28 protein-coding genes are annotated in these 23,865 nt (G+C 45.5%); 25 read left to right on the top strand and 3 right to left on the bottom strand.

Translation table 11 applies throughout. The annotated features are described in order from the left end of the window. Positions 1-2: 2 nt before the first annotated feature. The 7 genes from bioB to AABA11_RS12335 all read left to right on the top strand — a co-directional run bounded on the left by bioB (position 3) and on the right by AABA11_RS12335 (position 5,710). A complete protein-coding gene (gene bioB / locus AABA11_RS12365) occupies positions 3-1,079 on the top strand; it encodes a biotin synthase BioB (RefSeq protein ID WP_338268355.1) in 1,077 nt (358 codons plus the stop codon). Continuing rightward, positions 1,063-2,262 carry an 8-amino-7-oxononanoate synthase gene (gene bioF / locus AABA11_RS12360; protein WP_338268352.1) on the top strand — a complete coding sequence of 400 codons (1,200 nt, stop codon included), beginning with the start codon at positions 1,063-1,065 and terminating at the stop codon, positions 2,260-2,262. The genes bioB and bioF overlap by 17 nt, the downstream gene beginning before the upstream one ends. A gap of 23 nt (positions 2,263-2,285) precedes the next feature. Beyond that, complete coding sequence (locus tag AABA11_RS12355; protein WP_338268350.1) at positions 2,286-3,089, top strand: alpha/beta fold hydrolase; 804 nt, start codon at positions 2,286-2,288, stop codon at positions 3,087-3,089. Then, entirely contained in the window at positions 3,073-3,873 is an 801-nt protein-coding gene (gene bioC / locus AABA11_RS12350) for a malonyl-ACP O-methyltransferase BioC (RefSeq protein ID WP_338268349.1), read from the top strand. Before AABA11_RS12355 ends, bioC begins: the two co-directional genes overlap by 17 nt. Before the next feature lie 20 nt (positions 3,874-3,893). Then, entirely contained in the window at positions 3,894-4,571 is a 678-nt protein-coding gene (gene bioD / locus AABA11_RS12345) for a dethiobiotin synthase (RefSeq protein WP_338268346.1), read from the top strand. A gap of 108 nt (positions 4,572-4,679) precedes the next feature. Beyond that, the gene (locus AABA11_RS12340; protein WP_265730150.1) at positions 4,680-5,150 is read left to right on the top strand and encodes a helix-turn-helix domain-containing protein; all 471 of its coding nucleotides are present in this window, start codon (positions 4,680-4,682) and stop codon (positions 5,148-5,150) included. Then, positions 5,150-5,710, top strand: coding sequence for a PAS domain-containing protein (locus AABA11_RS12335; protein WP_338268340.1), 561 nt, complete (start codon positions 5,150-5,152; stop codon positions 5,708-5,710). Before AABA11_RS12340 ends, AABA11_RS12335 begins: the two co-directional genes overlap by 1 nt. A gap of 100 nt (positions 5,711-5,810) precedes the next feature. On the opposite strand, the gene AABA11_RS12330 is transcribed toward AABA11_RS12335, so the two are convergent. Beyond that, positions 5,811-6,782 (bottom strand): IS5 family transposase, encoded by a 972-nt coding sequence (locus tag AABA11_RS12330; RefSeq protein WP_067038543.1) that lies wholly within the window; start codon positions 6,780-6,782, stop codon positions 5,811-5,813. 180 nt (positions 6,783-6,962) lie between these two features. On the opposite strand from AABA11_RS12330, the gene AABA11_RS12325 reads away from it, so the two are divergent. From AABA11_RS12325 to AABA11_RS12285, 9 genes are all read left to right on the top strand, one after another. After that, complete coding sequence (locus AABA11_RS12325; protein ID WP_338268337.1) at positions 6,963-7,592, top strand: protein phosphatase CheZ; 630 nt, start codon at positions 6,963-6,965, stop codon at positions 7,590-7,592. A 12-nt stretch (positions 7,593-7,604) separates the two neighbouring features. After that, the gene (locus AABA11_RS12320) at positions 7,605-9,863 is read left to right on the top strand and encodes a chemotaxis protein CheA (RefSeq protein WP_338268334.1); all 2,259 of its coding nucleotides are present in this window, start codon (positions 7,605-7,607) and stop codon (positions 9,861-9,863) included. A gap of 26 nt (positions 9,864-9,889) precedes the next feature. Further along, positions 9,890-10,954 (top strand): protein-glutamate methylesterase/protein-glutamine glutaminase, encoded by a 1,065-nt coding sequence (locus tag AABA11_RS12315; protein WP_338268332.1) that lies wholly within the window; start codon positions 9,890-9,892, stop codon positions 10,952-10,954. Beyond that, complete coding sequence (locus AABA11_RS12310; RefSeq protein ID WP_338268329.1) at positions 10,954-11,691, top strand: flagellar motor protein; 738 nt, start codon at positions 10,954-10,956, stop codon at positions 11,689-11,691. The genes AABA11_RS12315 and AABA11_RS12310 overlap by 1 nt, the downstream gene beginning before the upstream one ends. Positions 11,692-11,719: 28 nt before the next feature. Beyond that, positions 11,720-12,499, top strand: coding sequence for an OmpA family protein (locus tag AABA11_RS12305; protein ID WP_338268328.1), 780 nt, complete (start codon positions 11,720-11,722; stop codon positions 12,497-12,499). Between the two features lie 69 nt (positions 12,500-12,568). Then, entirely contained in the window at positions 12,569-13,342 is a 774-nt protein-coding gene (locus AABA11_RS12300) for a ParA family protein (protein ID WP_265730176.1), read from the top strand. A 9-nt stretch (positions 13,343-13,351) separates the two neighbouring features. Then, a complete protein-coding gene (locus AABA11_RS12295) occupies positions 13,352-14,221 on the top strand; it encodes a chemotaxis protein CheW (protein WP_338268324.1) in 870 nt (289 codons plus the stop codon). A 35-nt stretch (positions 14,222-14,256) separates the two neighbouring features. Beyond that, on the top strand, positions 14,257-14,748 hold the full coding sequence (locus AABA11_RS12290; RefSeq protein ID WP_265730178.1) for a chemotaxis protein CheW: 492 nt from the start codon (positions 14,257-14,259) through the stop codon (positions 14,746-14,748). A 19-nt stretch (positions 14,749-14,767) separates the two neighbouring features. Beyond that, positions 14,768-15,172, top strand: coding sequence for a DUF2802 domain-containing protein (locus AABA11_RS12285; RefSeq protein ID WP_265730179.1), 405 nt, complete (start codon positions 14,768-14,770; stop codon positions 15,170-15,172). Here AABA11_RS12285 and AABA11_RS12280 read toward each other — a convergent pair. Beyond that, a complete protein-coding gene (locus tag AABA11_RS12280) occupies positions 15,163-15,411 on the bottom strand; it encodes an EscU/YscU/HrcU family type III secretion system export apparatus switch protein (protein WP_265730180.1) in 249 nt (82 codons plus the stop codon). The genes AABA11_RS12285 and AABA11_RS12280 overlap by 10 nt on opposite strands. Further along, complete coding sequence (gene fliK / locus AABA11_RS12275; protein ID WP_338268318.1) at positions 15,411-16,991, bottom strand: flagellar hook-length control protein FliK; 1,581 nt, start codon at positions 16,989-16,991, stop codon at positions 15,411-15,413. The genes AABA11_RS12280 and fliK overlap by 1 nt, the downstream gene beginning before the upstream one ends. Before the next feature lie 131 nt (positions 16,992-17,122). Here fliK and ccmA point away from each other — a divergent pair, with 131 nt between their 5' ends. The 9 genes from ccmA to AABA11_RS12230 are packed head-to-tail and all read left to right on the top strand — an operon-like array spanning position 17,123 to position 23,813. Beyond that, positions 17,123-17,719, top strand: coding sequence for a cytochrome c biogenesis heme-transporting ATPase CcmA (ccmA, locus tag AABA11_RS12270; protein ID WP_338268317.1), 597 nt, complete (start codon positions 17,123-17,125; stop codon positions 17,717-17,719). Then, positions 17,716-18,378 carry a heme exporter protein CcmB gene (gene ccmB / locus AABA11_RS12265; RefSeq protein WP_265730183.1) on the top strand — a complete coding sequence of 221 codons (663 nt, stop codon included), beginning with the start codon at positions 17,716-17,718 and terminating at the stop codon, positions 18,376-18,378. Before ccmA ends, ccmB begins: the two co-directional genes overlap by 4 nt. Continuing rightward, on the top strand, positions 18,378-19,124 hold the full coding sequence (locus tag AABA11_RS12260) for a heme ABC transporter permease (protein WP_338268314.1): 747 nt from the start codon (positions 18,378-18,380) through the stop codon (positions 19,122-19,124). Before ccmB ends, AABA11_RS12260 begins: the two co-directional genes overlap by 1 nt. After that, entirely contained in the window at positions 19,114-19,290 is a 177-nt protein-coding gene (gene ccmD / locus AABA11_RS12255; protein ID WP_265730184.1) for a heme exporter protein CcmD, read from the top strand. Before AABA11_RS12260 ends, ccmD begins: the two co-directional genes overlap by 11 nt. Beyond that, entirely contained in the window at positions 19,290-19,757 is a 468-nt protein-coding gene (gene ccmE, locus AABA11_RS12250) for a cytochrome c maturation protein CcmE (RefSeq protein WP_338268313.1), read from the top strand. The genes ccmD and ccmE overlap by 1 nt, the downstream gene beginning before the upstream one ends. Before the next feature lie 12 nt (positions 19,758-19,769). Then, positions 19,770-21,707: a heme lyase CcmF/NrfE family subunit gene (locus AABA11_RS12245; RefSeq protein WP_338268310.1), complete on the top strand. Its 1,938-nt coding sequence runs from the start codon at positions 19,770-19,772 to the stop codon at positions 21,705-21,707. Positions 21,708-21,709: 2 nt separating this feature from the next. Continuing rightward, positions 21,710-22,219, top strand: coding sequence for a DsbE family thiol:disulfide interchange protein (locus AABA11_RS12240; RefSeq protein ID WP_338268306.1), 510 nt, complete (start codon positions 21,710-21,712; stop codon positions 22,217-22,219). Continuing rightward, complete coding sequence (locus AABA11_RS12235; RefSeq protein ID WP_265728144.1) at positions 22,216-22,626, top strand: cytochrome c-type biogenesis protein; 411 nt, start codon at positions 22,216-22,218, stop codon at positions 22,624-22,626. Before AABA11_RS12240 ends, AABA11_RS12235 begins: the two co-directional genes overlap by 4 nt. Next, a complete protein-coding gene (locus AABA11_RS12230; RefSeq protein WP_338268303.1) occupies positions 22,623-23,813 on the top strand; it encodes a tetratricopeptide repeat protein in 1,191 nt (396 codons plus the stop codon). The genes AABA11_RS12235 and AABA11_RS12230 overlap by 4 nt, the downstream gene beginning before the upstream one ends. The last annotated feature ends 52 nt before the right edge of the window (positions 23,814-23,865 follow it).

The raw sequence follows: 23,865 nt of genomic DNA, 5'->3' as shown, positions 1-23,865 counted from the left end.
TCATGTCTCTAAGTATGTCTCAAAACACACCAATCAGTGCCGCTCAGCCGCGCTTTGATTGGACTCAAACCGAAATAAAAGCGCTTTTTGATTTGCCTTTTATGGATTTAATGTTTCGTGCTCAGACCGTCCATAGAGAAAATTTTGCACCAAATGAAGTGCAAGTTAGTACGTTGTTGTCGATAAAAACAGGCGCTTGCCCTGAAGACTGCAAATATTGTCCACAGAGTGGTCACTATAATACGGAACTTGAAAAAGAAAAGTTAATGGAAGTGGAAAAGGTGCTTGAAGAAGCGGCTTTGGCCAAAGAAAAAGGCGCGAGCCGTTTTTGTATGGGAGCGGCGTGGAAGCATCCTTCTGAAAAAGACTTTCCATATGTATTGGAAATGATTAAAGGGGTGAAATCCCTAGGTCTGGAGTCGTGTGTGACGCTGGGTACTTTAAATGATGAACAAGCGAAACGTTTGTCGGATGTGGGATTGGATTATTACAATCACAATTTGGATACGTCTGCAGAGTTCTACGACAGCATCATTACCACACGTTCTTATCAAGACCGTTTAGATACGCTTTCCCGTGTTCGTGATTCTGGGATCAAGCTTTGTTGCGGCGGTATTATGGGAATGGGCGAAGAGCAAAAAGACCGAGTGGGTCTGCTGCGTCAACTTTCTCAAATGACACCACATCCGGAAAGTGTGCCAATCAATATGTTGGTCAAAGTAGAGGGAACTCCGCTGGAGAATGTGGAGGATCTTGATACGTTTGAGTTCATTCGAACGATTGCGGTGGCGCGTATATTGATGCCTAAATCTCATGTGCGATTATCGGCAGGCCGTCAGGGTATGAATGAGCAAACGCAAGCTTTGTGCTTCATGGCGGGCGCGAACTCAATATTCTATGGGGAAAAGCTGCTAACAACAGGTAACCCAGAAGCGGACAAAGACATGGCTTTATTTGCGAATTTGGGTATTAATCCTGAAAAGCGAGAAGAGCACTCGGATGAAGCCGTGGCGGAAGCCATTGCTGCACAAGCGATAAAACAAGAAGAGTCTAAGTTGTTTTATGAAGCCAGCGTTTAATACGCCTGATTGGGTATTGGCGGCGCTGGATGAGCGTCGCCAGCACGATTTAGTGCGTCAAACAATGACGCTTAATAGTGCTCAAGTACCTCATACCCAGATCCACTCCCAAAATTTTACGGCTTTTTGTTCGAACGATTACCTTGGGTTGGCCAATCACCCTAAACTGATTGCTGCGATGAATGATACCGCGCAAGTTTATGGTGTGGGTGGCGGTTCTTCGCATTTGGTGTGTGGGCATTTAACGCCCCACCAAATGCTGGAAGAGGCGCTAGCTGACTGGCTTGGTTATGAGCGAGTCATGCTGTTTAGTACTGGTTATATGGCAAACCTCGGCGTGATTTCAGCGCTGACTGGTAAGCATCGCCCTGTTGTGCAAGATAAGCTCAATCACGCTTCGTTGATTGATGGTGCGTTATTGGCGCAAGCACCGTTACGCCGTTATTTGCATGGGGATGTAAAAAGTGCTGAAAAACTGCTTTCTAAGTCGAGTGATTCCGGGTTATTGGTGACGGATGGTGTGTTCAGCATGGATGGTGATGTGGCGCCTCTTGCTGACTTGTCTGCTTTGGCCGCTCGCCATGATTGGATGTTGATGGTGGATGATGCTCATGGGCTTGGGTGTTTGGGTGACGCTGGTCGAGGCTGTATGTCGCTAGCCGGTTTGAATGCGCAGACGATGCCCATTTTAGTAGGGACATTTGGTAAAGCGTTTGGAACCGCTGGGGCTTTTGTGGCTACGTCTCACGACTTTGCGGATTATCTTACGCAATTTGCGCGTCCTTATGTTTATACTACCGCTATGTCACCCGCAATGGCAGGAGCGACGTCGGCTTCCTTACAGATTATTCAGTCGGATGAAGGTGAAGAGCGCAGAGCGCGACTGGCTGAGCACGTCGCGTATTTCAGGCAACGAGTCAAGTCCCTGCCAGTGGCGTTGATGCCTTCGAATACCGCCATTCAACCTATTGTTATTGGTGATAGCAAATCGGCCATTCGTCTGAGTGAGCAATTAAAGGCTCTTGGAATCTGGTGTACTGCGATTCGTCCTCCGACCGTACCTGCGGGCAGTGCGCGCTTGAGAATTACATTAAGTGCTGCCCACTCTGATGCGGATTTAGTGTTATTATGCGATTCACTCGAAAAAGTTTTGACTGCGAAACTTTCAAACGCAACACGTTAAATTCACAGTAATAGAGGGACAGCATGCGAGCACGTATAGAAACCGAAGCTTTTGGAAATCCGTCTGACCAAGCCATTTTTTTGGTATCCGGCTGGGCAATGCCAAAAGAAGTGATGCGTGCTTTTGCTTTACGATTGAGTCAGCGTTTTTATGTAGTAATGGCAAATTTGCCGGGCGTCTCTCTCGATGAACAGTGGATCTCTCGTTCTCGCATTGGGCCGAATTACGACATTGATGCGTTGTCTGAGCAATTGATCGACGTTGCACCTGCAGACGCATGGTGGATTGGTTGGTCTTTGGGTGGCATGGTGTCGGTTTATGTTGCGGCGCGTCGTTCAAGCCAGGTGTTAGGTCTAGTGACTTTGTCGGCTTCCCCAAGCTTTATTCAGCGAGAAAACTGGCCAAATGGTATGTCGGTTGATGACTTCGAGGCTTTTTCATCTTTAGTCGACACGTCACCAGAGCAAGGGCTTCAGCGTTTTGTAATGCTTCAGGCGAAAGGCGCGAAAAATGAGAGGGCTCTTATTAAGCAATTGCAGTCATTCTTACCCATCAATACGTTAAACCGCTCAGCATTAGTGGGTGGGTTGCGTCTTCTTAAATCGCTTGATGTTCGTCGTGAATGGTCGCTTTTGGATCTGCCCAATTTGCACCTATTGGGCGGTAAGGATAGGTTGGTTTCTGCTGAAACTGTCACGCAACAAACTGATGTAAATCCTTTACAACAATGCGTTGTTTTACCCCATTGTGCGCACCAGTCTTTCATTGAAGATGAAGACGCTTGTGTGCAGCAGATAGAAAGCTTTATTGATGCTAATACCCCATGATTTGCCTGCGTTTGGCTATAAAAAACAGCTGGCTAGACGTTTCGACCGTGCTTCACAATCTTACGACTCCTATGCAGAATTTCAGCGCATTGTTTTAGAGCGCTTGCTGTCATTGTTGCCTACGCAACCTGCCGATGTGGTAGTAGACCTTGGTACGGGAACTGGGCAAGCATTGGCGTCGCTATCTAGTGTGTTTCAGCCAACATCCTGTGTCGCTTTAGATCTTTCTGCACAGATGTTGTCTGTTGCCAGAACGCGCTCCTCTTCTTTGGAAAATATTCAATTTGTGTGTGCTGATGCTGAGCAGTTGCCATTTCAGTCCTCCTCGTGCGATGTGGTGTTTTCGAGTCTTGCCATTCAGTGGTGTTTGGCGCCGGAGGCTCTGTTCGAGGAACTTTACCGTGTCACTAAACCGGGTGGCTATGTGATTTTTTCAACATTATCGCAAGATTCCATGCCTGAAATTCGCCAAGCATGGAGTGCCTTGGACGATAAAGAGCATGTTCATCAATATATATCTATTGCAGCGTTGTTGGAGTGCGTGTCTGCCTCAGGTTGGCGTATTTCTAGCGCCGAATTGTCGCGTGTGCCTATGTGGTTCGCTTCTGCAGAAGAGGCAATTGATTCTCTAAAAAAAGTCGGTGCAAGCCTGATTACGTCAGATTCGCCAAGTACAATGTCACCTAGCGTGTGGAAGTGTTTCTTACACGAATATTCAAAACAAAAGACTGATTTAGGTATTCCCCTTAGTTATCAGGTTGCTTTTGTTGTTGCTCAAAAATGATGGATACTCCGGAGTAATCAGTGAAAAAACGTTTTTTTGTTACTGGCACAGATACCGATGCCGGTAAAACTTATGTCACCGTTGGATTATTGAATGCGGCGAAGCGCGCAGGGTTGAAATCGTTAGGGATTAAGCCCATCGCGGCAGGGGCTGTTTCTATTGAAGGAAAATTACGAAATGATGATGCCTTGTTAATTCAAGCGGCGAGCAGCGTCTCTTTACCTTATGAGCAGGTAAATCCAGTGGTGTTAGAAGCGGCTGTTGCTCCGCACATTGCAGCGATTCAAGAAGGAAGGTTGGTCACGGCTTCTCGTTTAGAAGGCTATATTAAAGGGGCATTATTAATGCCTCATGAGTTGGCATTGGTTGAAGGTGCTGGTGGCTGGCGAGTGCCGTTAAATGATAGAGAAATGTTGTCGGATGTGGCTAAGTCTTTGGGGTTTCCTGTCATTCTGGTTGTAAACATGAAATTGGGCTGTTTGAATCACGCTGTGTTAACGGCGGAGGCGATTGCGCGCGATGGTTTGATCTTAGCTGGCTGGGTAGCGAATACCGGACCAGAAAAAATGCCTTTTTTTGAGGAAAATGTGGCAACCTTGTCGGCTATGCTTCCTGCGCCTTTGTTAACCACCTTGTCATGGTGTGACAGCGGTGAGGAGGCTCAATCTCAATTTGATGAATTGCTTTCAGCGTTATAGTCTTATATTAACGTATAAATGGCGTGCTGCTCTTGAAAGTGAAGGATATCAACGCATTATAATAACGTAATGGTGAATATTGGTTATTTTTGAGGTTGAGGTGGCGTTGTGAAGGCTTGGTTATGTGGGTTGGATGATGAAGAAGCGGCAAGCGTTTCCAGCATTTTGACGTTTATTGGTATTGAACATAGTGCATCATTGACTTCGATTTCTTTGCCTGATTTTGTTGTGTTGGGCAAAGCAATAGAGTCGTTTGAATTGGATGAAATGATTCCAATCATTTCTTTGCGTTCGGGCATGGATATTGTCGGTGATTTTAATGTCTGGTTTTGCCCCCTTCCTTGGCGATCGCAATCGCTTTCTTCGATATTAAAAGAAATCAAACAGCTGCACACATTTCCTCAGGCTTCTGGGGTGAATTTAAATTTACACGTTCGTCATTTAGAAGCACTTCTCATCCGCCAAGCTTTAGTGTCTACTCAGGGTGTGGTTTCAAAAGCCGCGCAAAACTTACAGATACAACGAACCACGCTGATTGAAAAAATGCGTCGCTATAATATTGATAAATCGGAGTTTTAGTGACAAAAGATGAAGAAATTGCGGAGTTGAAAGCCGCATTTAAGACGTTTTCTGAGTCGTCTGATGCGTTAGCCAAATCGTACTTAGACCTGCAGCAAGAAGTCACTCGATTATACGATCAGCTGGAAAAATCTGAGCAAGATAAGCGCCAAGAGCAAGATAAAAATCGAGTGTTGGTGTTGCAGTTTCAGCAGCTTTTCGAGTCGATGCCGGTCGGAGTGTTGTTATTAAATGAAGAAGGGGTGGTTGTCATGGCTAACCCTGTCGCTGACCGCTTATTCAATGTGCCTTTGGTTGGTCAATCTTGGGGAGCCATTGTTCCGTTGAGCTTTCGTCCTCAAAAAGACGATGGACACGATGTGAGTATGGTGACGGGGCGTCGTGTTCGTGTTGAAACTGCTTCATTGGGGAATGTGCCGGGACAGTTGGTTATTTTGGTGGATTTAACGGAAGCCTATTTATTGCAGAAAAAATTGAGCCATCATGAGCGCCTGTCGAATATGGGGAAAATGGTAGCGGCGTTAGGGAACATACGAACAAGTAAGACAATTTTTAGCTGACATTCAGCTTGTGACAGTATTTCCTCAGAAGCGACATTTAATCACCACTTAACCCACTTGTAAGGTACTTCAAGCACCTTACAACCGTTATTTGGACGGATTAACCCCGTGCAGAACGTATCATCTGATCTACTCGTAACAAATTTCCAAGTGCAAACAGCACGGCGAGTTTGTTGTCATTTTTAGACAGGCCTTTGTAGACGACTTTGCGGAACCCAAACTGGCATTTCAGTATTCTAAACGGGTGCTCGACTTTCGCTCGGATACTCGCCTTTAAGTATTCCGTTCGGATCAGCTGCTTGTTGAGGCGGGGGTGCTTTTTCCAAGCACGTATCTTGCTGGGCATCTCAGCTACTAACCAATCGACATTCTTATCTTTTGTTTCTGTGCGCTTTTCTACGCCACGGTAGCCAGAGTCCGCCGATACAAATGACTCATTGCCATGAAGAAGTTCCGTCAACTGGTTTAAATCGTGATCATTGGCAGGCGTCGTGGTGAAGCTGTGAACTAACCCACGCTTTGCATCAACACCGATGTGAGCTTTCATGCCAAAGAACCATTGTTTTCCCTTTTGCGTTTGGTGCATTTCGGGATCGCGTGCATTAGATTTATTTTTGGTGGAACTTGCTGCCTCAATAATCGTCGCATCAACGATTGTCCCTTCTTTAAAGTAGGTGCCAGAATCAGACAGCCATTTGTTTACTTCTTTGAAGAGTTTACGACCCAGCTTATGCTTCTCAAGCAGGTGACGGAAATTCATGATGGTCGTGTGGTCTGGGATCGCACCTTCTAATGATAGGCCAGCAAACAGCCGCATAGAGGTGATCTCGTAAAGGGCATCTTCCATCGCTGGATCACTCATGTTGTACCAGTTCTGCATAAAGTGAATGCGCAGCATGGTAGCGAGAGGGTATGGACGCCGACCATTGCCAGCTTTTGGGTAAAACGGCTCAATCTGAGCTTCGAGCTGTAGCCATGGAATCAGCTCATTCATCCGACCAAGGAAGAGCTCTTTGCGAGTCTTGCGGCGTTTGCTGGTAAATTCGGTATCGGCGAAGGAAAGCTGATTCATGTCATTCGGTCTTGAGGTAATGGTCAGATCGGCATTGTCTCATATTGGGGACTTAATCGCAGTTTCCTTAAAGATGGCGCTGTAGAGCTTTTAAATTACATTGAAGTCGGTGACTTTAGTGGTGCGATTAAGAAGATTCAAGAACTGAGCGAAGCGCGTCATAATAGCTTCTATAACGAGGTGGGTTTTTTAACCCGAAGTTTGCATGATGCTATTCGTGATTTTCAAATTGATTCAATGGATTTGGTTGTCGGTGAAGGTGGTAACGAATCTACCACAAAAATTACTGATGCATCTGATCGGTTGAATTATGTTATTGAGACAACTAGTGCAGCTGCTAATAAAACCATGGACATGGTTGATAGTAGTGTTCCTGTTGCCAGTGAATTACAAAGTCAGGCAAGAGAGCTTCGTAAAGACTGGAGTCGCCTAATTCAACGGGATTTAACGCCACAAGAATTTAGAGATTTATACAAGCGTATTGATGTTTTCTTATCGTATGCTGATGACAGTGCCACCACCTTGCATTCAAACCTCAACACAATTCTTCTAGAGCAAGGTTATCAAGACCTAACAGGTCAAGTTATCGCTAGAGTGAATGATTTAATTCGAGATGTGGAAGAAAAACTTGTGCATCTCGTTGCTGTTGCTGGACGCGTTGATAGTATCTCCGGAATTGAACATAAAGAGAACGAGTCTGAACACGATGACACTCGTGGACATGGCCCAGCTATTAATAAACAAAACAACCCTGAAGTACTGAATAGTCAAGACGAAGTAGACGACTTGCTATCAAGTCTTGGTTTCTAGAAGGAGCTGAGGATGAGTTTCGAGGTCGATGAAGAGATTCTACAAGATTTTTTGGTAGAAGCTGGTGAAATTCTTGAGCAGCTTTCCGAACAGTTAGTAGATTTAGAACAAAACCCAGATGATAAGCCTTTGCTTAACGCCATCTTTCGTGGTTTTCACACTGTAAAAGGTGGGGCTGGGTTTTTGCAATTAACTGCATTGGTTGATTGCTGCCATTACGCAGAGAACGTTTTTGATATTTTAAGAAACGGACAGCGTAAAATAGACTCAGATCTAATGGACATCGTGTTGCAAGCACTGGATGCGGTGAACGAGATGTTCGATACAGTACGAGCTGGGGGTGAACCAGAACGTGCTTCGCCAGAGTTGATTGCCGCCTTGAGTGCGTATGCTAAAGCGCCAACAGCAGAAGAACTGGCAGAGCAAAATGACGATGCAGAAGACACGGCTGACGAGGATGAAGCAGAAGTAGAGGTCGAAGAAGATGTTGATGCTTCAACAACTGACAATGCTGATGATTCTGTAGATATTTCAGATGATGAATTTGAGTCGTTGCTTGATGCCCTTGGCGATGCGCCTGCAGACGCAGTCGATGCAAAAAGCAACACCGCATCAGAGGCTCACGATGCACCTAAATCAGACGATGAAATAACAGAAGATGAGTTCGACGCACTGCTAGATCAATTGCATGGGAACAGTGCCCCTGGAGTAAATGACAAGCAGGAAGAGAGTTCAGCATCCGATGTGGCTTCTGATGAAATTACAGAAGATGAATTTGAAGCTCTACTGGATCAGCTTCACGGTGAAGTTGACCCAAGCAAAAAGGCTTCATCAGAAGATAGGACGGATGAAAAAACATCGCAGCCAGAAGCATCTACGGCCGGTGCTGAGTCTGATCTTATTACAGAAGATGAATTTGAATCCTTATTAGACAGTTTGCAAAGTAAGGAAAAAGCCAAAAAAGTCGAAGAGCCTGCACCTGCGTCTAAGCCAAAAGCGGCAGCACCGAAACCTAAAGAATCTCCAAAGCCTGCTTCGAAACCAGCAGCTCCGGCTCCAGAGCCTGAGCATGCAAAAGAAAAAACAGCGAATGCGCCTGTTACTCAAGAAGCAACAGTTCGTGTTGATACTAAGCGATTAGACGACATCATGAACATGGTTGGCGAATTGGTATTGGTGCGAAATCGGTTGGTTCGTCTTGGCCTTCAAAGTGAAGATGAGTCAATGGGCAAAGCGGTATCAAACCTAGATGTCGTTACGGGTGACTTGCAAAACGCTGTCATGAAAACCCGTATGCAGCCAATTAAGAAAGTATTTGGTAAGTTCCCACGGGTTGTCCGAGATTTGGCTCGTAACTTGAAAAAAGAAGTGAACCTTGAGCTTCGTGGGGAAGAAACGGATCTAGATAAAAACTTGGTTGAGGCGCTTGCTGACCCACTCGTTCACTTGGTGAGAAATTCCGTCGATCACGGTGTTGAATCTCCAGATGTTCGTGAGGCAAAAGGCAAACCAAGAGTAGGGCATGTCGTCCTTTCTGCTGAACAAGAAGGCGATCATATTTTGTTGTCCATCGAAGACGATGGTGCAGGTATGGATCCCGATGTTTTGCGCAGAAAAGCGGTCGAAAAAGGCTTGATGGATACGGATGCTGCTGAGCGTTTGTCCGACGAAGAAGCATTTAATTTAATCTTTGCGCCTGGTTTCTCAACCAAAGTTGAGATTACTGATGTGTCTGGTCGTGGTGTGGGGATGGACGTTGTTAAAACGAAAATTTCACAACTAAACGGCACTTTGCAGATCAAGTCAGTGTTAGGCCAAGGATCACGCTTTATTATTAAAGTGCCGTTAACGTTGGCGATTATGCCGACTCTTATGGTGACTTTGTCTGATCAGGCATTTGCTTTTCCATTGGTCAGCGTAAATGAAATTTTTCACCTTAATTTGAAAAAAACCAACGTGGTTGATGGCCAGCAAGTTGTTGTGATTAGAGGTAAAACTCTACCGATTTTCCATCTTAAGAGCTGGTTGGTCAAAGGTAATGCGAAAGGTGATTTGCCAACAGAAGCACATGTTGTGGTCGTTCAGGTGGGCATGAGTGAAGTTGGGTTTGTTGTCGATCAATTGGTTGGTCAAGAAGAAGTGGTTATAAAACCATTAGGTAAAATGTTGCAAGGTACTGCCGGTATGGCTGGTGCAACAATAACTGGTGATGGTCGTATTGCATTGATTCTGGATGTGCCTAGTATGCTGAAACGTTACGCATCTAGGTAGGACGCTTTTCATTTAGGGGATGTGATATGCCTGTTAAGGTGCTGGTTGTTGATGATTCTGGTTTTTTTCGACGTCGTTTAGTCGAAATATTTGAAGCAGATCCTAGACTAACCGTTGTTGGTACTGCAAATGACGGACGAGAAGCAATAGATAAAGTTCAGTCTTTATCACCCGATGTTGTGACCATGGATTATGAGATGCCAGTCTTAGATGGCATTGCTGCTGTATCCAATATAATGAAGCTAAAGCCGACGCCTGTGCTTATGTTTTCCTCATTAACTCATGAGGGAGCTAAAGTAACACTGGATGCTCTTGAAGCAGGTGCTGTTGATTTTATGCCGAAAAACTTCGAGGATATTTCTCGTGATTCGGCGGTTGTTAAACGCGCACTAGTTGATCGAGTGTTGGCGGTAGCAAGAACTCGTTTTGCTGGAGACAGACGCCCTGTTCCAGCTCTTGCACCTCGAGAAGCACCAAAGCCTATTGTTACCGAGCGTGGGGTCATTATTCCCCGTATGAGAAAACGCGTCAGTCTTGTGGCTATTGGTACTTCTACGGGGGGGCCGATGGCACTACAGGCTGTATTAAGCAAATTGCCTAAAGATTTCTCTGCTCCGTTGGTGCTGGTTCAGCATATGCCAGCGGCATTTACGGGGGCTTTCGCAGAACGTTTAAACAATATTTGTCAGATTACAGTCAAAGAAGCTCAAGATGGTGATCGTTTGCAAGCGGGTGTTGCTTTGTTGGCACCAGGTGGTAAGCAGATGATGATTGATCCGCGTAATGGGGGCTGTGTTCGTATTCTTGATGGCGATGAGCGTTTAAATTATAAGCCTTCTGTGGATGTGACTTTTGGGTCTGCGTCTAAGTGTTATCCAGGCAAGGTGCTTTCTGTTGTTATGACTGGTATGGGTGTGGATGGACGAGAAGGAGCTCGCATGTTGAAGAACTCGGGCTCTAAAGTTTGGATTCAGAGCGAAGAGTCATGCGTAATCTATGGCATGCCGATGGCCGTCGAAAAAGCCAACTTAGCGGATGAAATTATTGACCTCGACCATATTGGTGAGCGTATTGCGCGTGAGGTTAGTTAGTGGATTTTGTGACGTTAGCGGGCTTAATCATTGCTTTTAGTTCAGTATTACTTGCTAATTGGTTAGGAGGTGGAGAGGTCATCCTCCTCCTTAATTTGCCTTCAGCTATCATCGTCATAGTTGGAAGCATTGGAGCGACTTTAATTCAAAGCAGCATTCAGGAAGCAATTCGTGCTTTGGTGTTAATCAAGTGGAGTCTCTTCCCGCCTGTTTACGACTTTCATTCAACAAGAGCGTCATTGAATAATCTTGCACACAAAGCAAGACGCCTTTCTTTACTGGCATTGGAATCGGACGTCGAAGTGCTGGGTAGTCATTTTTCCAGTCGAGCCTTACAAATGGCAATTGACGGAACGGATCCTGAATTATTAGCGGACCGACTGCATGATGATGCGGTAAGAATACATGATAAACGCATGAAAAGTGTTACATTTATAGAGTCAATCGGTGGTTATGCACCCACTTTAGGGATAATGGGCTCTGTTCTGGGGTTGATTCAGGCGATGGCTAACTTAGATAGCCCAGAAGCATTAGGGCATGGAATCGCGGTTGCATTTGTTTCTACATTGTACGGTCAGGGCTTTGCGAACCTTGTTATCTTCCCCATTACTAAGAAACTGACAGGCTATGTTGATAAAGAGCTACTTTACCATCAGTTACTTACGGATGGGATTTGTGGCATAGCAACTGGCAAACACCCGTATCGATTAGAGCTTGAGCTCAATACCTATGAGTGATGCTCCTAAGACCTCCAAGCGTCGAAGGATGGCAGCTAAGCCATCTTCTTCGGGTGTGCAAGGTCGAGATCGATGGATTCTTTCCTACGCCGATTTTATTACTCTTCTATTTGCTTTTTTTGTTGCCCTTTATTCCCTCTCGCTTAAAAACTCCGGTGACGAGCAACGACTAAAAGAAACCCTTCATGGTGTATTTGAAGCGGTTCAAAAATCCATCAAACCGATTAATATTGGGGAGCCAATTGTTGGTGAACCAAAAGACACAGAAGTCGTTGAAGCAAAACCAATTCCTGCTACTCCGCCAACAATCGAAGAAGAAAAATCTTCTGCCGTTTATTCCTTATTAAGCCAAGTGGTTGAAAACCAGTTTTCCGGTTTGCACGCAACAGGTCAAATATCGGTAACTGAGTCGGCTGACTGGGTCAGCTTAGAACTTAAATCTGGACTGTTGTTTGGTCAGGGCGAATATGAGTTAACCAATGAAGCGGTTGCTTTGCTCATTTTGGTGGCAAATATTTTAAAAGCACACCCTTCGGTTATTTTGGTGGAAGGCAATACGGACGATACGCCTGTTAATTCGAGACGTTTGGTATCTAATTGGCATTTGTCTAGCCTGCGATCTTCGTCTGTTGTGGATGAGTTGGTGTACCGAGGCGTGGATCCAAAGATGATTGCTCCTATGGGCTTTTCTGGAGAGCACCCCAAAGTTAGAAATACGAATGACTATGCCCGCCAGCAAAATCGTCGGGTAATTTTGCGAATTAGTAAGCGTGGTGCTGATAATCTACATGATTACTTGTTTCAATAGCGTATTACTGTATATGATTGCAAGGAATTCGTAAGCAAAATAACAGCATAGGGTATCAGGGGAGTCAGAGTGCACATTTGGGCAGTGGCGAATCAAAAAGGCGGCGTTGGCAAAACGACGACAGTAGTTTCTTTAGCAGGCTTATTAGCTGATGCTGGAAATCGAGTGTTAATGATCGACCTTGATCCGCATGGTTCATTGACGAGCTACTTTCGTTTTGATCCTGACTCTATTGAAAAAAGTGCCTATAGCCTTTTCCAGACAACAGGAAAAATTCCTGAAGATCTACCCGCGTCCTTGATTTTAGAAACAGGACATCCCAATTTGTCTTTATTGCCTGCTTCTACCGCATTAGCAACATTAGAGCGTCATGCTCAATCGCAAGGTGGCATGGGATTGGTTGTTTCAAAAACATTGGCGATTCTTTGGGATGATTACGACTACGTCTTAATAGACAGCCCACCTGTGCTGGGTGTATTGATGATTAATGCGTTAGCGGCTTGTCAGCAACTTGTGATACCGGTACAAACAGAATTTTTGGCGATCAAAGGGTTAGAGCGCATGGTGAGGACTCTGACGATGATTAATCGTGCCAGAAAGCGTCCTGTTCCTTTCGTGATTGTACCAACGCTCTTCGACAGACGAACGCAAGCCTCGAATAAAAGCTTGCGCAATTTAAAAGATACTTACGAGGAATTGGTTTGGCATTCGGTCATTCCAGTCGATACCAAATTACGAGATGCCAGTACCGCAGGCATTGCTCCTTCCGCATTGGATCCAAATGCCCGAGGAATTAAGGCATATGCAAGTCTGATGGATTCTTTGCTGAACCCAGCGGGATAGTAATAGTTTATGAAAGAAACAAAAAGCAAAGAGCAGGATTTGATCGGACCTCAGGTGGCTTTACAGCGCTACCTTGATGATCTGCTGCAAGAAGCAACAACGATACCGCTTTCTGAAAGTGAGAACCCCATTTCAGAAACGGCAGATGTAAATGATGTCGACTCAGAGGCGGCTGACGTAACGCCTGATACGGATTCTGAGTTGAGTGAAGATGATCTCACTTCGTTAGATGCGTCTTTTAAAGATTTTGAAGAGGCCATTTCAAGTGAAGAAATAGAGTGGCCGTTAGAAAATGAAGTGTTAAATACTATTGAGCCAGAGCCAGAGCCAGAGCCAGAGCCAGAGCCAGAGCCAGAGCCAGAGCCAGAGCCAGAGCCAGAAAAAACGAGTCGAGTGGCGAAGACGGACCCTTTGCCTTGGGCTACAGGACGCTTTGAATGTCTGCTGTTTTATGTCGGTGGTTTGAAAATGGCTGTGCCGCTGGTTGAATTAGGTGGTATTTTCCAGAGTGGAAGTGACAAACTAACCTCTATATTTGGTCAGCCTGAGTGGTTTATGGGGGTGGCAAATGTCGGTGAGTTTAACCTTCGAACTGTGGACACGGCGTTGTGGGTTATGCCGAATCACTATAAAGGCGTTTTGAAAGAGAACTTTAAGTTTGTCATTCAGTTGGATCGCTCTGATTGGGGCGTAGCGTGTGAGCGTGTAGCAGAAGCGATTACTTTAGAGCCTTCGCAAGTAAAATGGCGAAGTGATCGCAGCAAACGTCCTTGGTTAGCGGGTACAGTAATTGATCATATGTGTGCCATACTGGATGTACAGGGTTTTATAGAATTGTTGGATGACCCAAAGAATGGGTTTAAAAACGCGCTCAAATAATTGAAATGATCATTTTTGATCTTTGGAGATGAATAATGGCAACTAGCATCGCGTTAAAAAGCGCAAATCAGTCAGAAGATCCAATGTTGCAGTGGGTAACGTTCCGTCTAGAGAATGAAATCTATGGTGTTAATGTTATGCAAGTTAAAGAAGTACTGCGTTACTCTGAAATTGCCCCTGTGCCTGGTGCGCCTAATTTTGTATTAGGTATTATTCATTTACGTGGTACGGTCGTTACTGTGATCGACACTTGTCAGCGCTTTGGTTTGCCTTCAGGTGATATTACGGATGCCACCCGTATCATGATTTTGGAAGTAGAAGGTCATGTGATTGGGATTTTGGTCGATGCGGTGTCTGAAGTGGTGTATCTGCGTCAGTCAGAAATTGAGCCGTCCCCAAATGTTGGTAACGATGAATCTTCAAAATTTATTCAAGGTGTTTGCCATAAAAATGATATCTTATTGATTCTTGTGGATTTGGATAAGTTGTTATCCGAAGATGAATGGTCTGAAGTAGGATCGATGTAATTTAAGGTAGCTGTACTAGATGGAATCTCAATGGTTATTTAACCTCCTATTAATGCTGCAGTTCGTGATTTTGATCGCGGTGGTAGTGTGGGCCTTTAGATTATCGAAACGATTGGCTTTACTGAAGCGTGAACACGCTGAGGCAGAGTCAAGCCAAAAGAAGCAGGTGCAAGTGCTTGCTTCCGGTTCTATTGGAATGGGGCGTCGTTTGGTGGCGATTGAGAAAAAATTGAATCTTGCCGTTGAAAAACAATCTGAGATCTTATCTAAAGAAGGTGGGGTCTCTTATAATCGTGCGATGGAGTTGCTTGAAATGGGCGCAACCATTGATGATTTAGTCTCTAAATGCGGCTTGATTCGCGCCGAAGCAGAATTAATTAGCTTGTTGAAACAGGAATCACGAAGAAACTCCGATTACCACTGATGGTCTTTTATTTGGTGAGCGAAGGCGATAATTTCTGCAACGGCTAAATATAACGACTCGGGTATTTCTTCCCCCAATTCTAAGGTGCTGAGCATCTCTACTAGTTCTGGGCTTTGGTGAAGCAGGACATCGTTGTCTTTTGCTACGGCCATTATTTTCTCTGCGAGCAAACCGCTGCCTTTTGCTGTCACTGTTGGTGCTGCGGTGTAGTCGTATTTCAGCGCTACTGCTTTTTGCATTAGGTCCTCACGTCAATCAAAGATTGGCTTTTCGTCACATTTATAGTGTCTTTTTCCAGTTTCGTTTGAAAGGCATCTAACCTTTCTACCTCAATATCTTTGTCTTTTAACTGCTGCTTTAGTGCAGACATGTTTTTCTGTAGTTTCTGAACTGTTTCTGGGTCTTCAGCCGCAAATAGAATGCCGACTTTGTTTGCCTGTATGCTGACTCGCGCATCAAATCGACCCGTTTCTTCAAAGTCAAATTTTAGCTTTACCAGCCAGCGGCGGTCTTGTTTTGTTTGTTCTTGTGTACTGGCGTCTTTATCAATGGCTATTTGCACAAAATTGAGCGACTGCCCCTGTTTTATTGGGAGTTCAATGTGCAGCGGGTACGTTATTGTTGATATCTGGTTTGGGTCTGAAAAATGACGCAGCTGGTTGGTCGTAATGCGCTCTATGGCATTGGCTATTTGCTCGGTTGGTATGCTTGCGAACCGTCCCGTACTGACGTTGTCTTGAGTTTCTTTTAGTCTAGTTAGGTTAAGTTTCAGGTCGGCAGGAATAAGAGTTTTGCTGTCATTGACCAGCAGAGTTTCAGTAAACACGCCGCTGGTTTGCATTGCTTGTTTCATGGCGTCTGGCGATGTGGTTAATGCTGCCAAGTTAGGGATATTTTGCATTAATTGCTTCAGCGCTTGTTGGGTTTGAGGTGGCAAGGTCGATGGTGACGATTCGCTCAGCGTTTGAAGTTGTTTGACGAGTTGGGTCATATCTCCAAGCGAGAGTTGCTTTGGTAAGCTTTGTTTGAGCGCTTCAACATGCGGTGATACGGATGTTGTGGTGATCTTGGTCGGCAGCACTTGCATGTTATTGCTTGCGTCTACCAGCACACGAAGTGTATCGCCTTTTTTGAGTGGCGTTTGGCTCAGAATGGGGAACTCTGATGTGCCATCTGTAACGGTCACTTGTTGTGGTGTCGCTACGCTGGCTGTGGCGTTGCTCGGCTGAGCGGGTAAGCTCGTTGTCAAAGACCCAGAAGGTTGGGGGGCTTGTGACGAGGAGAGGGGATGAGAAGGGGGAGATGGCGCAATAGAGGGTGGTGGAAGGCTGGCTAATGGATTAGAAGGCATGGCCGTTGCAGGTATTGTGGTAGATGTCATACCAGCAGGCGTTGACGTAACGGTTAAATGAACGACACGTGATGCGAGCGTTAAATCAGTGTTTTGATTGATCCTTGTTTGTGGCGTATTACCCACTTTATTGGTTTGGCTCTCAACCGGAATCGTTAAGCTGGGTTGAAGAGGGTCAGTTTTATTAAGTTGAGCGGTCTTGATTGTGCTGATATCAAGCGCTTGTCCTGTATTGATTATGGTAAAGGGCTGCTGTGCACTGGTTGCATGCAAAATTTGCGCAGGCTTGCCCTGAAAGTGAATTGCCTCGCTGCCTTGGAACTTAATGACGCTTAGGCTCTCTATTAGCTTTATTTCGCTGCTGAGCTTGGCGATCGTCCCCGTGTAATTTGGGATGCGGCTGCTGGTGGTATTGGCACTCTGATTGCCTGATGTTCTGTTGAGCGTAGACTGAATGTCAGAGATCATGCCGTTTGCCTGCTGGTTCGTTATTTTGGAAATATTCTCATATAATGTTCGGGCTTCAGTGTAGCTAAATAAACACACTGTGATCTTTATATCGACCGACTTGGGTAAATCTTTTGCAAGCTGTTGCTACTTTGACAATATCAGACCTTTGGATCGAGCGGGACGAGAGGGATTTGTGTGCGGGATTATCCGTTCAACTTGTGGCGGGTGAGGCGATTCGTATTTTGGGTGTAAATGGCGCCGGTAAAAGCTCTTTGCTCAAAGTGATCGCTGGCGTCATGTCTCCATTAAAAGGTGAGATACATTACTTAGGTCATGATGTCACACATGATCGACGGCCGCTTCAACAAGATATGCTGTATCTTGGGCATTCGTTAGGGATAAAGAATTTGCTTACGGTGAGTGAACATATTCGCCATTATTGCCCATCTGTCTTGCCAGAAACCCTGCAAACAGTGTTGACTCAATTGGGGCTCATAGACTACGCAGATACCCAAGTTAAGGCATTATCTGCGGGGCAGAAACAGCGAGTTGCTCTTTCTCGTTTGTGGGTAGAAAACAAAGTACTTTGGTTGTTGGATGAGCCTTTTGCTACTTTGGATGTCAATGCGGTTGCGCTATTGGAGTTACGTATCAAACAGCACGTTTCCGCTGGTGGTTTGGTGTTGTTCACCACTCATCAAGAAGTGCTGTCTCTAAATGCTCGTGAAGTTTCGTGGTTAGTATGACGTATTTTTCTTTTTTGATGACGGAATTTTGTGTCTTATGGCGCCGTAAACACGATGTTTTTAATGCTGTGTTATTTTTCATTATCGTTGTGTCTTTGTTTCCGCTAGGTATTGACCCTGCGCCTGAGTTTTTGGCTCCAGCGTCAGGCGGTATTCTCTGGTGTGCTGCTGTCCTGTCGATCTTGATGGTCATAGAAGGTATTTTTAAAGAAGATTATCGCGATGGTTCGCTAGAACAATGGCTGGTTAGTGGGTTGTATTTACCACTGTTGGTGTTACTTAAACTGATCGTTCAATGGGCTGGCGTGGTGATGCCTCTGTTGATGGTGATGCCGCTGTTGTCGCAGATGTTGTATTTGCCTAGTGGCAGCTTTTGGGTGTTGATCATGACGGTCGTGCTTGGAACCCCAAGCTTATTTTTGATAGGCGCCATTGGAGCAGCCTTAACGGTATCGTTGAGGCAAGGCGCAATGCTGGTGATGCTATTGATATTGCCTTTCTATCTTCCGGTGATTATTTTTGCCGTGTCGGCGATAAGGGCCTCACAAGAAGGGGCACCGTATTTTGGTTTTTTGGCGATGTTGTTGGCCATGTCTTTATTGTCTTTGGTGATATCGCCCTTTATGACGGCCGTTGCCGTGAAAGCGAGTGTGAATTAATGAATTGGACATGGTTTCATAAATTAGGGTCGCCAAAGTGGTTTTTTCATTGGTCTAAATCTTGGGCGCTGCCCGTCTTTTGTTTTGGCGTTTTTTGCCTTCTTGTTGGGTTGGTATGGGGCTTGGCTTTTGCGCCAGAAGACTACCAACAAGGCAACAGTTTTCGAATCATTTATATCCATGTTCCTGCGGCGATGTTGGCGCAATCTTGTTATCTAGGGCTGGGTATCGCTGGTTTTGTTTTTCTTGTCTGGCAAATGAAAATAGCCCCTATTTTTATTAAATCACTGGCTCCTTTGGGGGCGGCGATGTCTTTGATTGCATTATTGTCTGGGTCTATTTGGGGAAAGACAACATGGGGGACATGGTGGGTTTGGGACGCGAGGCTAACATCGGTATTGGTGTTGTTTTTACTGTATATGGGCATCATCGCATTACAGAATGCGTTAGATGATGTGACGTTGGCGAACAAGGCCGCCGCAGTGATGGGAGTGGTGGGGTTAATTAATTTACCCATTATCAAATATTCCGTTATTTGGTGGAACACGTTGCATCAAGGCCCAACTTTTACGGTCACCGAAAAACCTTCGATGCCTGTCGAAATGTGGTTGCCATTGTTGGTGTCGGTTATCGGGTTTTATGGTGTCGTGGCCGGGTTATTGTTATGGCGGATGCAGTCTGAGATCTTGTGGCGAGAGAAGCGTTCGGCATGGGTAAGGCAAGAGGTATTGGGCGATGGCCTTTGATAATCTAATGGATTTTATGGCGATGGGTAAGCACGGCTTTTATGTGTGGACGGCTTATGGCGTGAGCATAGGCATACTCGTCGGATTGGTCTCTCATACTATGTTTCAGCGCCGGGACATTCGCAAAACATTACATCAACGTTTTATGAGGAAAGACACTCGCTAATGCATCCAGTTAGAAAGAAGCGTGTTGTGATGATCGCTGCCATTGTGTTGATTTTAAGCGCGGTGGTGGGGTTGGTTTTGTACGCCCTTCAGCAAAATATTAACTTGTTTTATTCGCCATCGCAGATTGCCTTGGGAGACGCGCCGCGTCATGCGAATATTCGCGCAGGAGGCATGGTAGTGAAAGGAAGCCTTGTCCGTGATGCAAAGACATTGGCGGTGTCGTTTGATGTCACAGATTTTCAACACGAGGTCACGATAGAATACCGCGGTATTTTGCCCGATTTGTTTCGCGAAGGGCAGGGGGTTGTCGCGCAAGGAAAATTGAATAATCAAGGTGTATTTATAGCTTCTCAAGTACTGGCTAAGCATGATGAGAAATACATGCCACCAGAGATCTCTGATGCACTAAAAAATGCGCGTCCGCTGCCTGCTGTAAAGGCAAATACAGCCCCGTCTAATTATTAATTTGGCATTTATATGTTTCCTGAAATTGGTCAGTTTTCACTGATATTGTCATTGTTCTTTGCTTTGTCTTTGGCTGTTATGCCATTGCTTGGTTACTGGAAGGAAAATCGTCTGTTGCTCGCAACGGCTCGTCCGCTGACGTTTGTTATGTCGGCATTGATTGCCATCAGTTTTCTTTCATTGAGTTTGGCATTCTTACGCGATGATTTTTCCGTGCTGTACGTTAGCCAGAACTCCAATAGCCAATTGCCTGTTTGGTATAAATTTAGTGCGTTATGGGGCGGTCATGAAGGCTCTTTGTTGTTATGGGTGCTGATCTTATCGGGATGGTGCTCTGCCGTCGCATTGAAAATACGTACGTTACCAGAGGATATTGGTCCTATTGTTCTTTCTGTATTGGGCGCCGTGACGGTTGGCTTTTTGTCTTTTTTACTGTTTACCTCTTCGCCTTTCGTGCGCCTCTTGCCCGATGTTCCTATGGACGGCGGGGATTTGAATCCGTTATTGCAGGACGTTGGTTTGATTGTTCATCCGCCTGTGTTGTATATGGGCTATGTTGGGTTTTCTGTGGCATTTGCTTTTGCGGTAGCGGCTTTGATTACGGGGAATCTGAATGCTTCATGGGCGCGTTGGGCGAGGCCTTGGACAGCCGTTTCATGGGCATTTTTGACGCTGGGCATAACGCTTGGTAGCTGGTGGGCCTACTACGAATTAGGTTGGGGAGGTTGGTGGTTTTGGGACCCTGTTGAAAATGCGTCGTTTATGCCTTGGTTAGCCGGAACGGCGTTATTGCATTCGCTTGCGGTTACAGAAAAGCGCGGTGTCTTTAAAAGTTGGACTGTATTGTTGGCTATTTTTACCTTTAGCCTGTCGTTGTTGGGGGCATTTTTAGTGCGTTCTGGCATTTTAACGTCGGTGCATTCTTTTGCGGCGGACCCTACGCGAGGGGCGTTTATTCTTGCATTATTATTGATTCTGGTTGGCGGCAGTTTATTGTTGTATGCGGTGCGTGCCGCAGAGGTGCGATCTAGCGTGTCATTTGGCGCAACAGGGCGAGAAGCGTGGTTGTTGCTGAATAATATTTTGTTGACGGTTTTAACGTTAACTGTCTTGTTGGGCACGTTATACCCATTGATTTTTGATGCATTTGGTTTGGGGAAAATATCGGTCGGTGCTCCGTACTTTAATACCGTGTTTACTCCTATTGCCTTGTTGTTGATTATCTTTATGGCCATTGGGTCTTTGTCAAAGTGGCATCATACGTCGTTTCGGGTGCTGGCAATCCGTTGCGCCGTTGCAGCCAGTTTGTCGGTTATCAGCTCTGGTCTGCTGGTCTATTGCTATGACTTTGAGGGGATGGCTTGGTTGAGCTTGGGAGTGGCGCTTTGGGTTGTGTTTTTATCTTTCGCTGATTGGTATAGCAAGGTGTCTGCTGGGACAAAGGGCATCATTCCTCGGGCTCGATTATTGCCCCGCAGTTATTACGCTATGTTACTGGCGCATCTTGGTATGGCTGTGACGTTGGTGGGGGTTGTGTTAGTCAGTGTGAATAGTCATGAATCTATGTTGCGATTGGCTCCTGGAGAGCGCGCCAATGTGGCCGGTTATGAGTTTCAATTTGATCGAATGGAGCAAATAGCAGGCCCGAACTATGTTGCAAGTCGAGGCTGGTTTACGGTGTATAAAGCGGGGGTAAAAGTTGTGACACTTCATCCTGAAAAACGCTTCTTTTCGACTCGCCAGCAAGTCATGACCGAAGCGGCGCTGGACGCTGGGTTTACACGTGATTTATACCTGTCGTTAGGAGAACAGCTTGATCAATCTGCATGGGGCGTTCGTATTTATGTGAAGTCGTTTGTGCGTTGGATATGGTTGGGAGGGTTGTTAATGGTGGTGGGTGGTTTGTTGGCAGCCGTGGACAAACGCTACCGAAAACGGGCAGGTGTTTAGTGATGCGTAAAATAGTATTGTTTTTCCCGCTGTTGATGATGTTGGTATTGGGTGGTGTTTTTTATTTGCAATTGGGCAAAGATGCTCAATACATGCCTTCAGCATTAGTTGGCAAAGCGGTGCCAGATTTTAGTTTGCTGTCTTTGCAAGATGATCGTGTTGTGACCAAACACGATTTACCGAGCGGCCCGTATTTGCTTAATTTTTGGGGAACATGGTGCCCAGCTTGTCATGTAGAACACCCCTTTCTAATGGAACTGGCGGCATCTGGTGTGACGGTTGTCGGGGTAGATTACAAAGATCAAAAGGCACAGGCGGAGCAATGGTTACAGGAAAAAGGTAACCCTTATGCGTTGGTATTAATGGATGAAATGGGCTTTTTGGGGGTGGATCTGGGGGTAACTGGCGCTCCAGAAACGTTTGTGGTGAGTCGTGATGGTATCGTGCAATATCGACACCAAGGCGTGATTAATGCGCAAAATTGGCCTGAAATCAGAGGTTATATGAAATGACCATCGTGAAGTGTGTTGTTCTTTTTGTGGCATGGTTGTGTGCTTTTCCTCTTTTGGCTGAGGAGCAAATGACGTTTAGTTCACCTCTCAATAAAGCGCGTTATCAAAGTTTGGTCGAAGAATTGCGCTGCCCTAAATGCCAGAACCAAAACTTGGCGGACTCTGGCGCTGGGATTGCTGTTGATCTTCGAGAATTGGTTTATCGAATGATTGAGCAAGGTAAGACAGATCAAGAAGTGGTGGATTATATGGTGGCACGCTATGGAACTTTTGTTTTATATCGTCCGCAACATTCTACCGGGACGTTTTTGCTTTGGTATGGCCCGTTTATTTTGCTTGGACTTGGCGCGTGTGCGTTTACTCTGGTGATCATGATGAATCGTAAACGACGAGGGCGCGCTTCGTGATCTTTGCCTATGGGGTAATGCTCAGCATATTGGTGTTGAGTGTGGTGTTTCTGTTTGCGTCTCTGTCGTTTCGATCAACGCATTTTTCTAACCAAAAGAGCGAGCAAGAAAAGCAAACTTTTGCCACCGTTCGTCGACAGGAAATCGCGGAAGAGGTGGAGTGTGGTCGCTTAACCCTTGTGGAATCGAATCAGCTTCTGCGTGATGTTGATGAGGAAGCGAAAGCGCCTATCTCTGAATCTCGTCGTATCCGTTCGGACATTGGTTTTGCTCGTTGGGTGCTGCTAGGTGGAATGTCACTGGCCATTTTAGGCAGCGTGAGCCTGTATCAGTGGATGGGTTATTCAAAGGAAGTTATTTTTACACAAGATTTGCAACACCAGCGTCTGACTCCTGGCAAAATCACACATTTTCTAAGGTATCGCAGTGAACGCTATGATCGAGTAGAAGACTGGTATTATTTAGCCACGGATTATGTCAGCTCAAAACGCTATAAAGAAGCCACTTTGGCGTTTGAAAAAGCCTTGGAAGAGCTTCCTATTGATGCGGAGAACCGAGTAAATCTACTGGTGGAATACGCTCAAGCCATTTTTTATGCGAATGACAACCACGCTACGCAAAAAATGTCAGAAGTTGTAGACGCCATTTTGCGAGTCGACCCAACTCAAGCCACCGCATTAGATTTAAAAGGTGTGGCTGAGTTTGCCAAACAAAACTATCTGGGGGCAGTGTTGGCGTGGCAAGAGGCCATTCGCTACAGCAACCATTCCGCCGAGCGACTGGCGTTGCTGTCTGCCATTTCTCAAGCTCGTAAAATGGGAGAGATTGATTATCAAGACGTTGCGCCTATTATTACTGATCAAATCGCGGTAAAAGTGGTGTGGGATGACCGTAAACTTACTTGGCAACCGGATGACGTGTTATTGGTCTATGCTGTAGTCGATGGACAAAAAATGCCTGTGGCGATCCAGCGAGTGTTTCCCGAAGATTTAGGTCAGCCGATCTTGCTCACAAACCTTGATTCACTGATGCCGACGATCAGTTTAGCGCAAGCAAAACGTGTTGATCTGATTGTTAAGTTGGCCAATGTGAATGACAATGATCTGACAAAAGGCCAAATTATTGGTATGAAACGGAATTTATTAGTGAATCGTAAAGAGATTTTCGCAATCAACGTAGCCTTGTAATTGAATCCTAAGGCGCTTCGTTTGATAATACTGTCAACATTAATTGATGCAA

Source organism: Marinomonas pontica (assembly GCF_036322735.1).
GTDB classification, from domain to species: Bacteria; Pseudomonadota; Gammaproteobacteria; order Pseudomonadales; family Marinomonadaceae; genus Marinomonas; species Marinomonas pontica.
The sequence above is the reverse complement of the archived record's forward strand: the minus strand, read 5'-3'. Positions and strand labels throughout refer to the sequence as shown.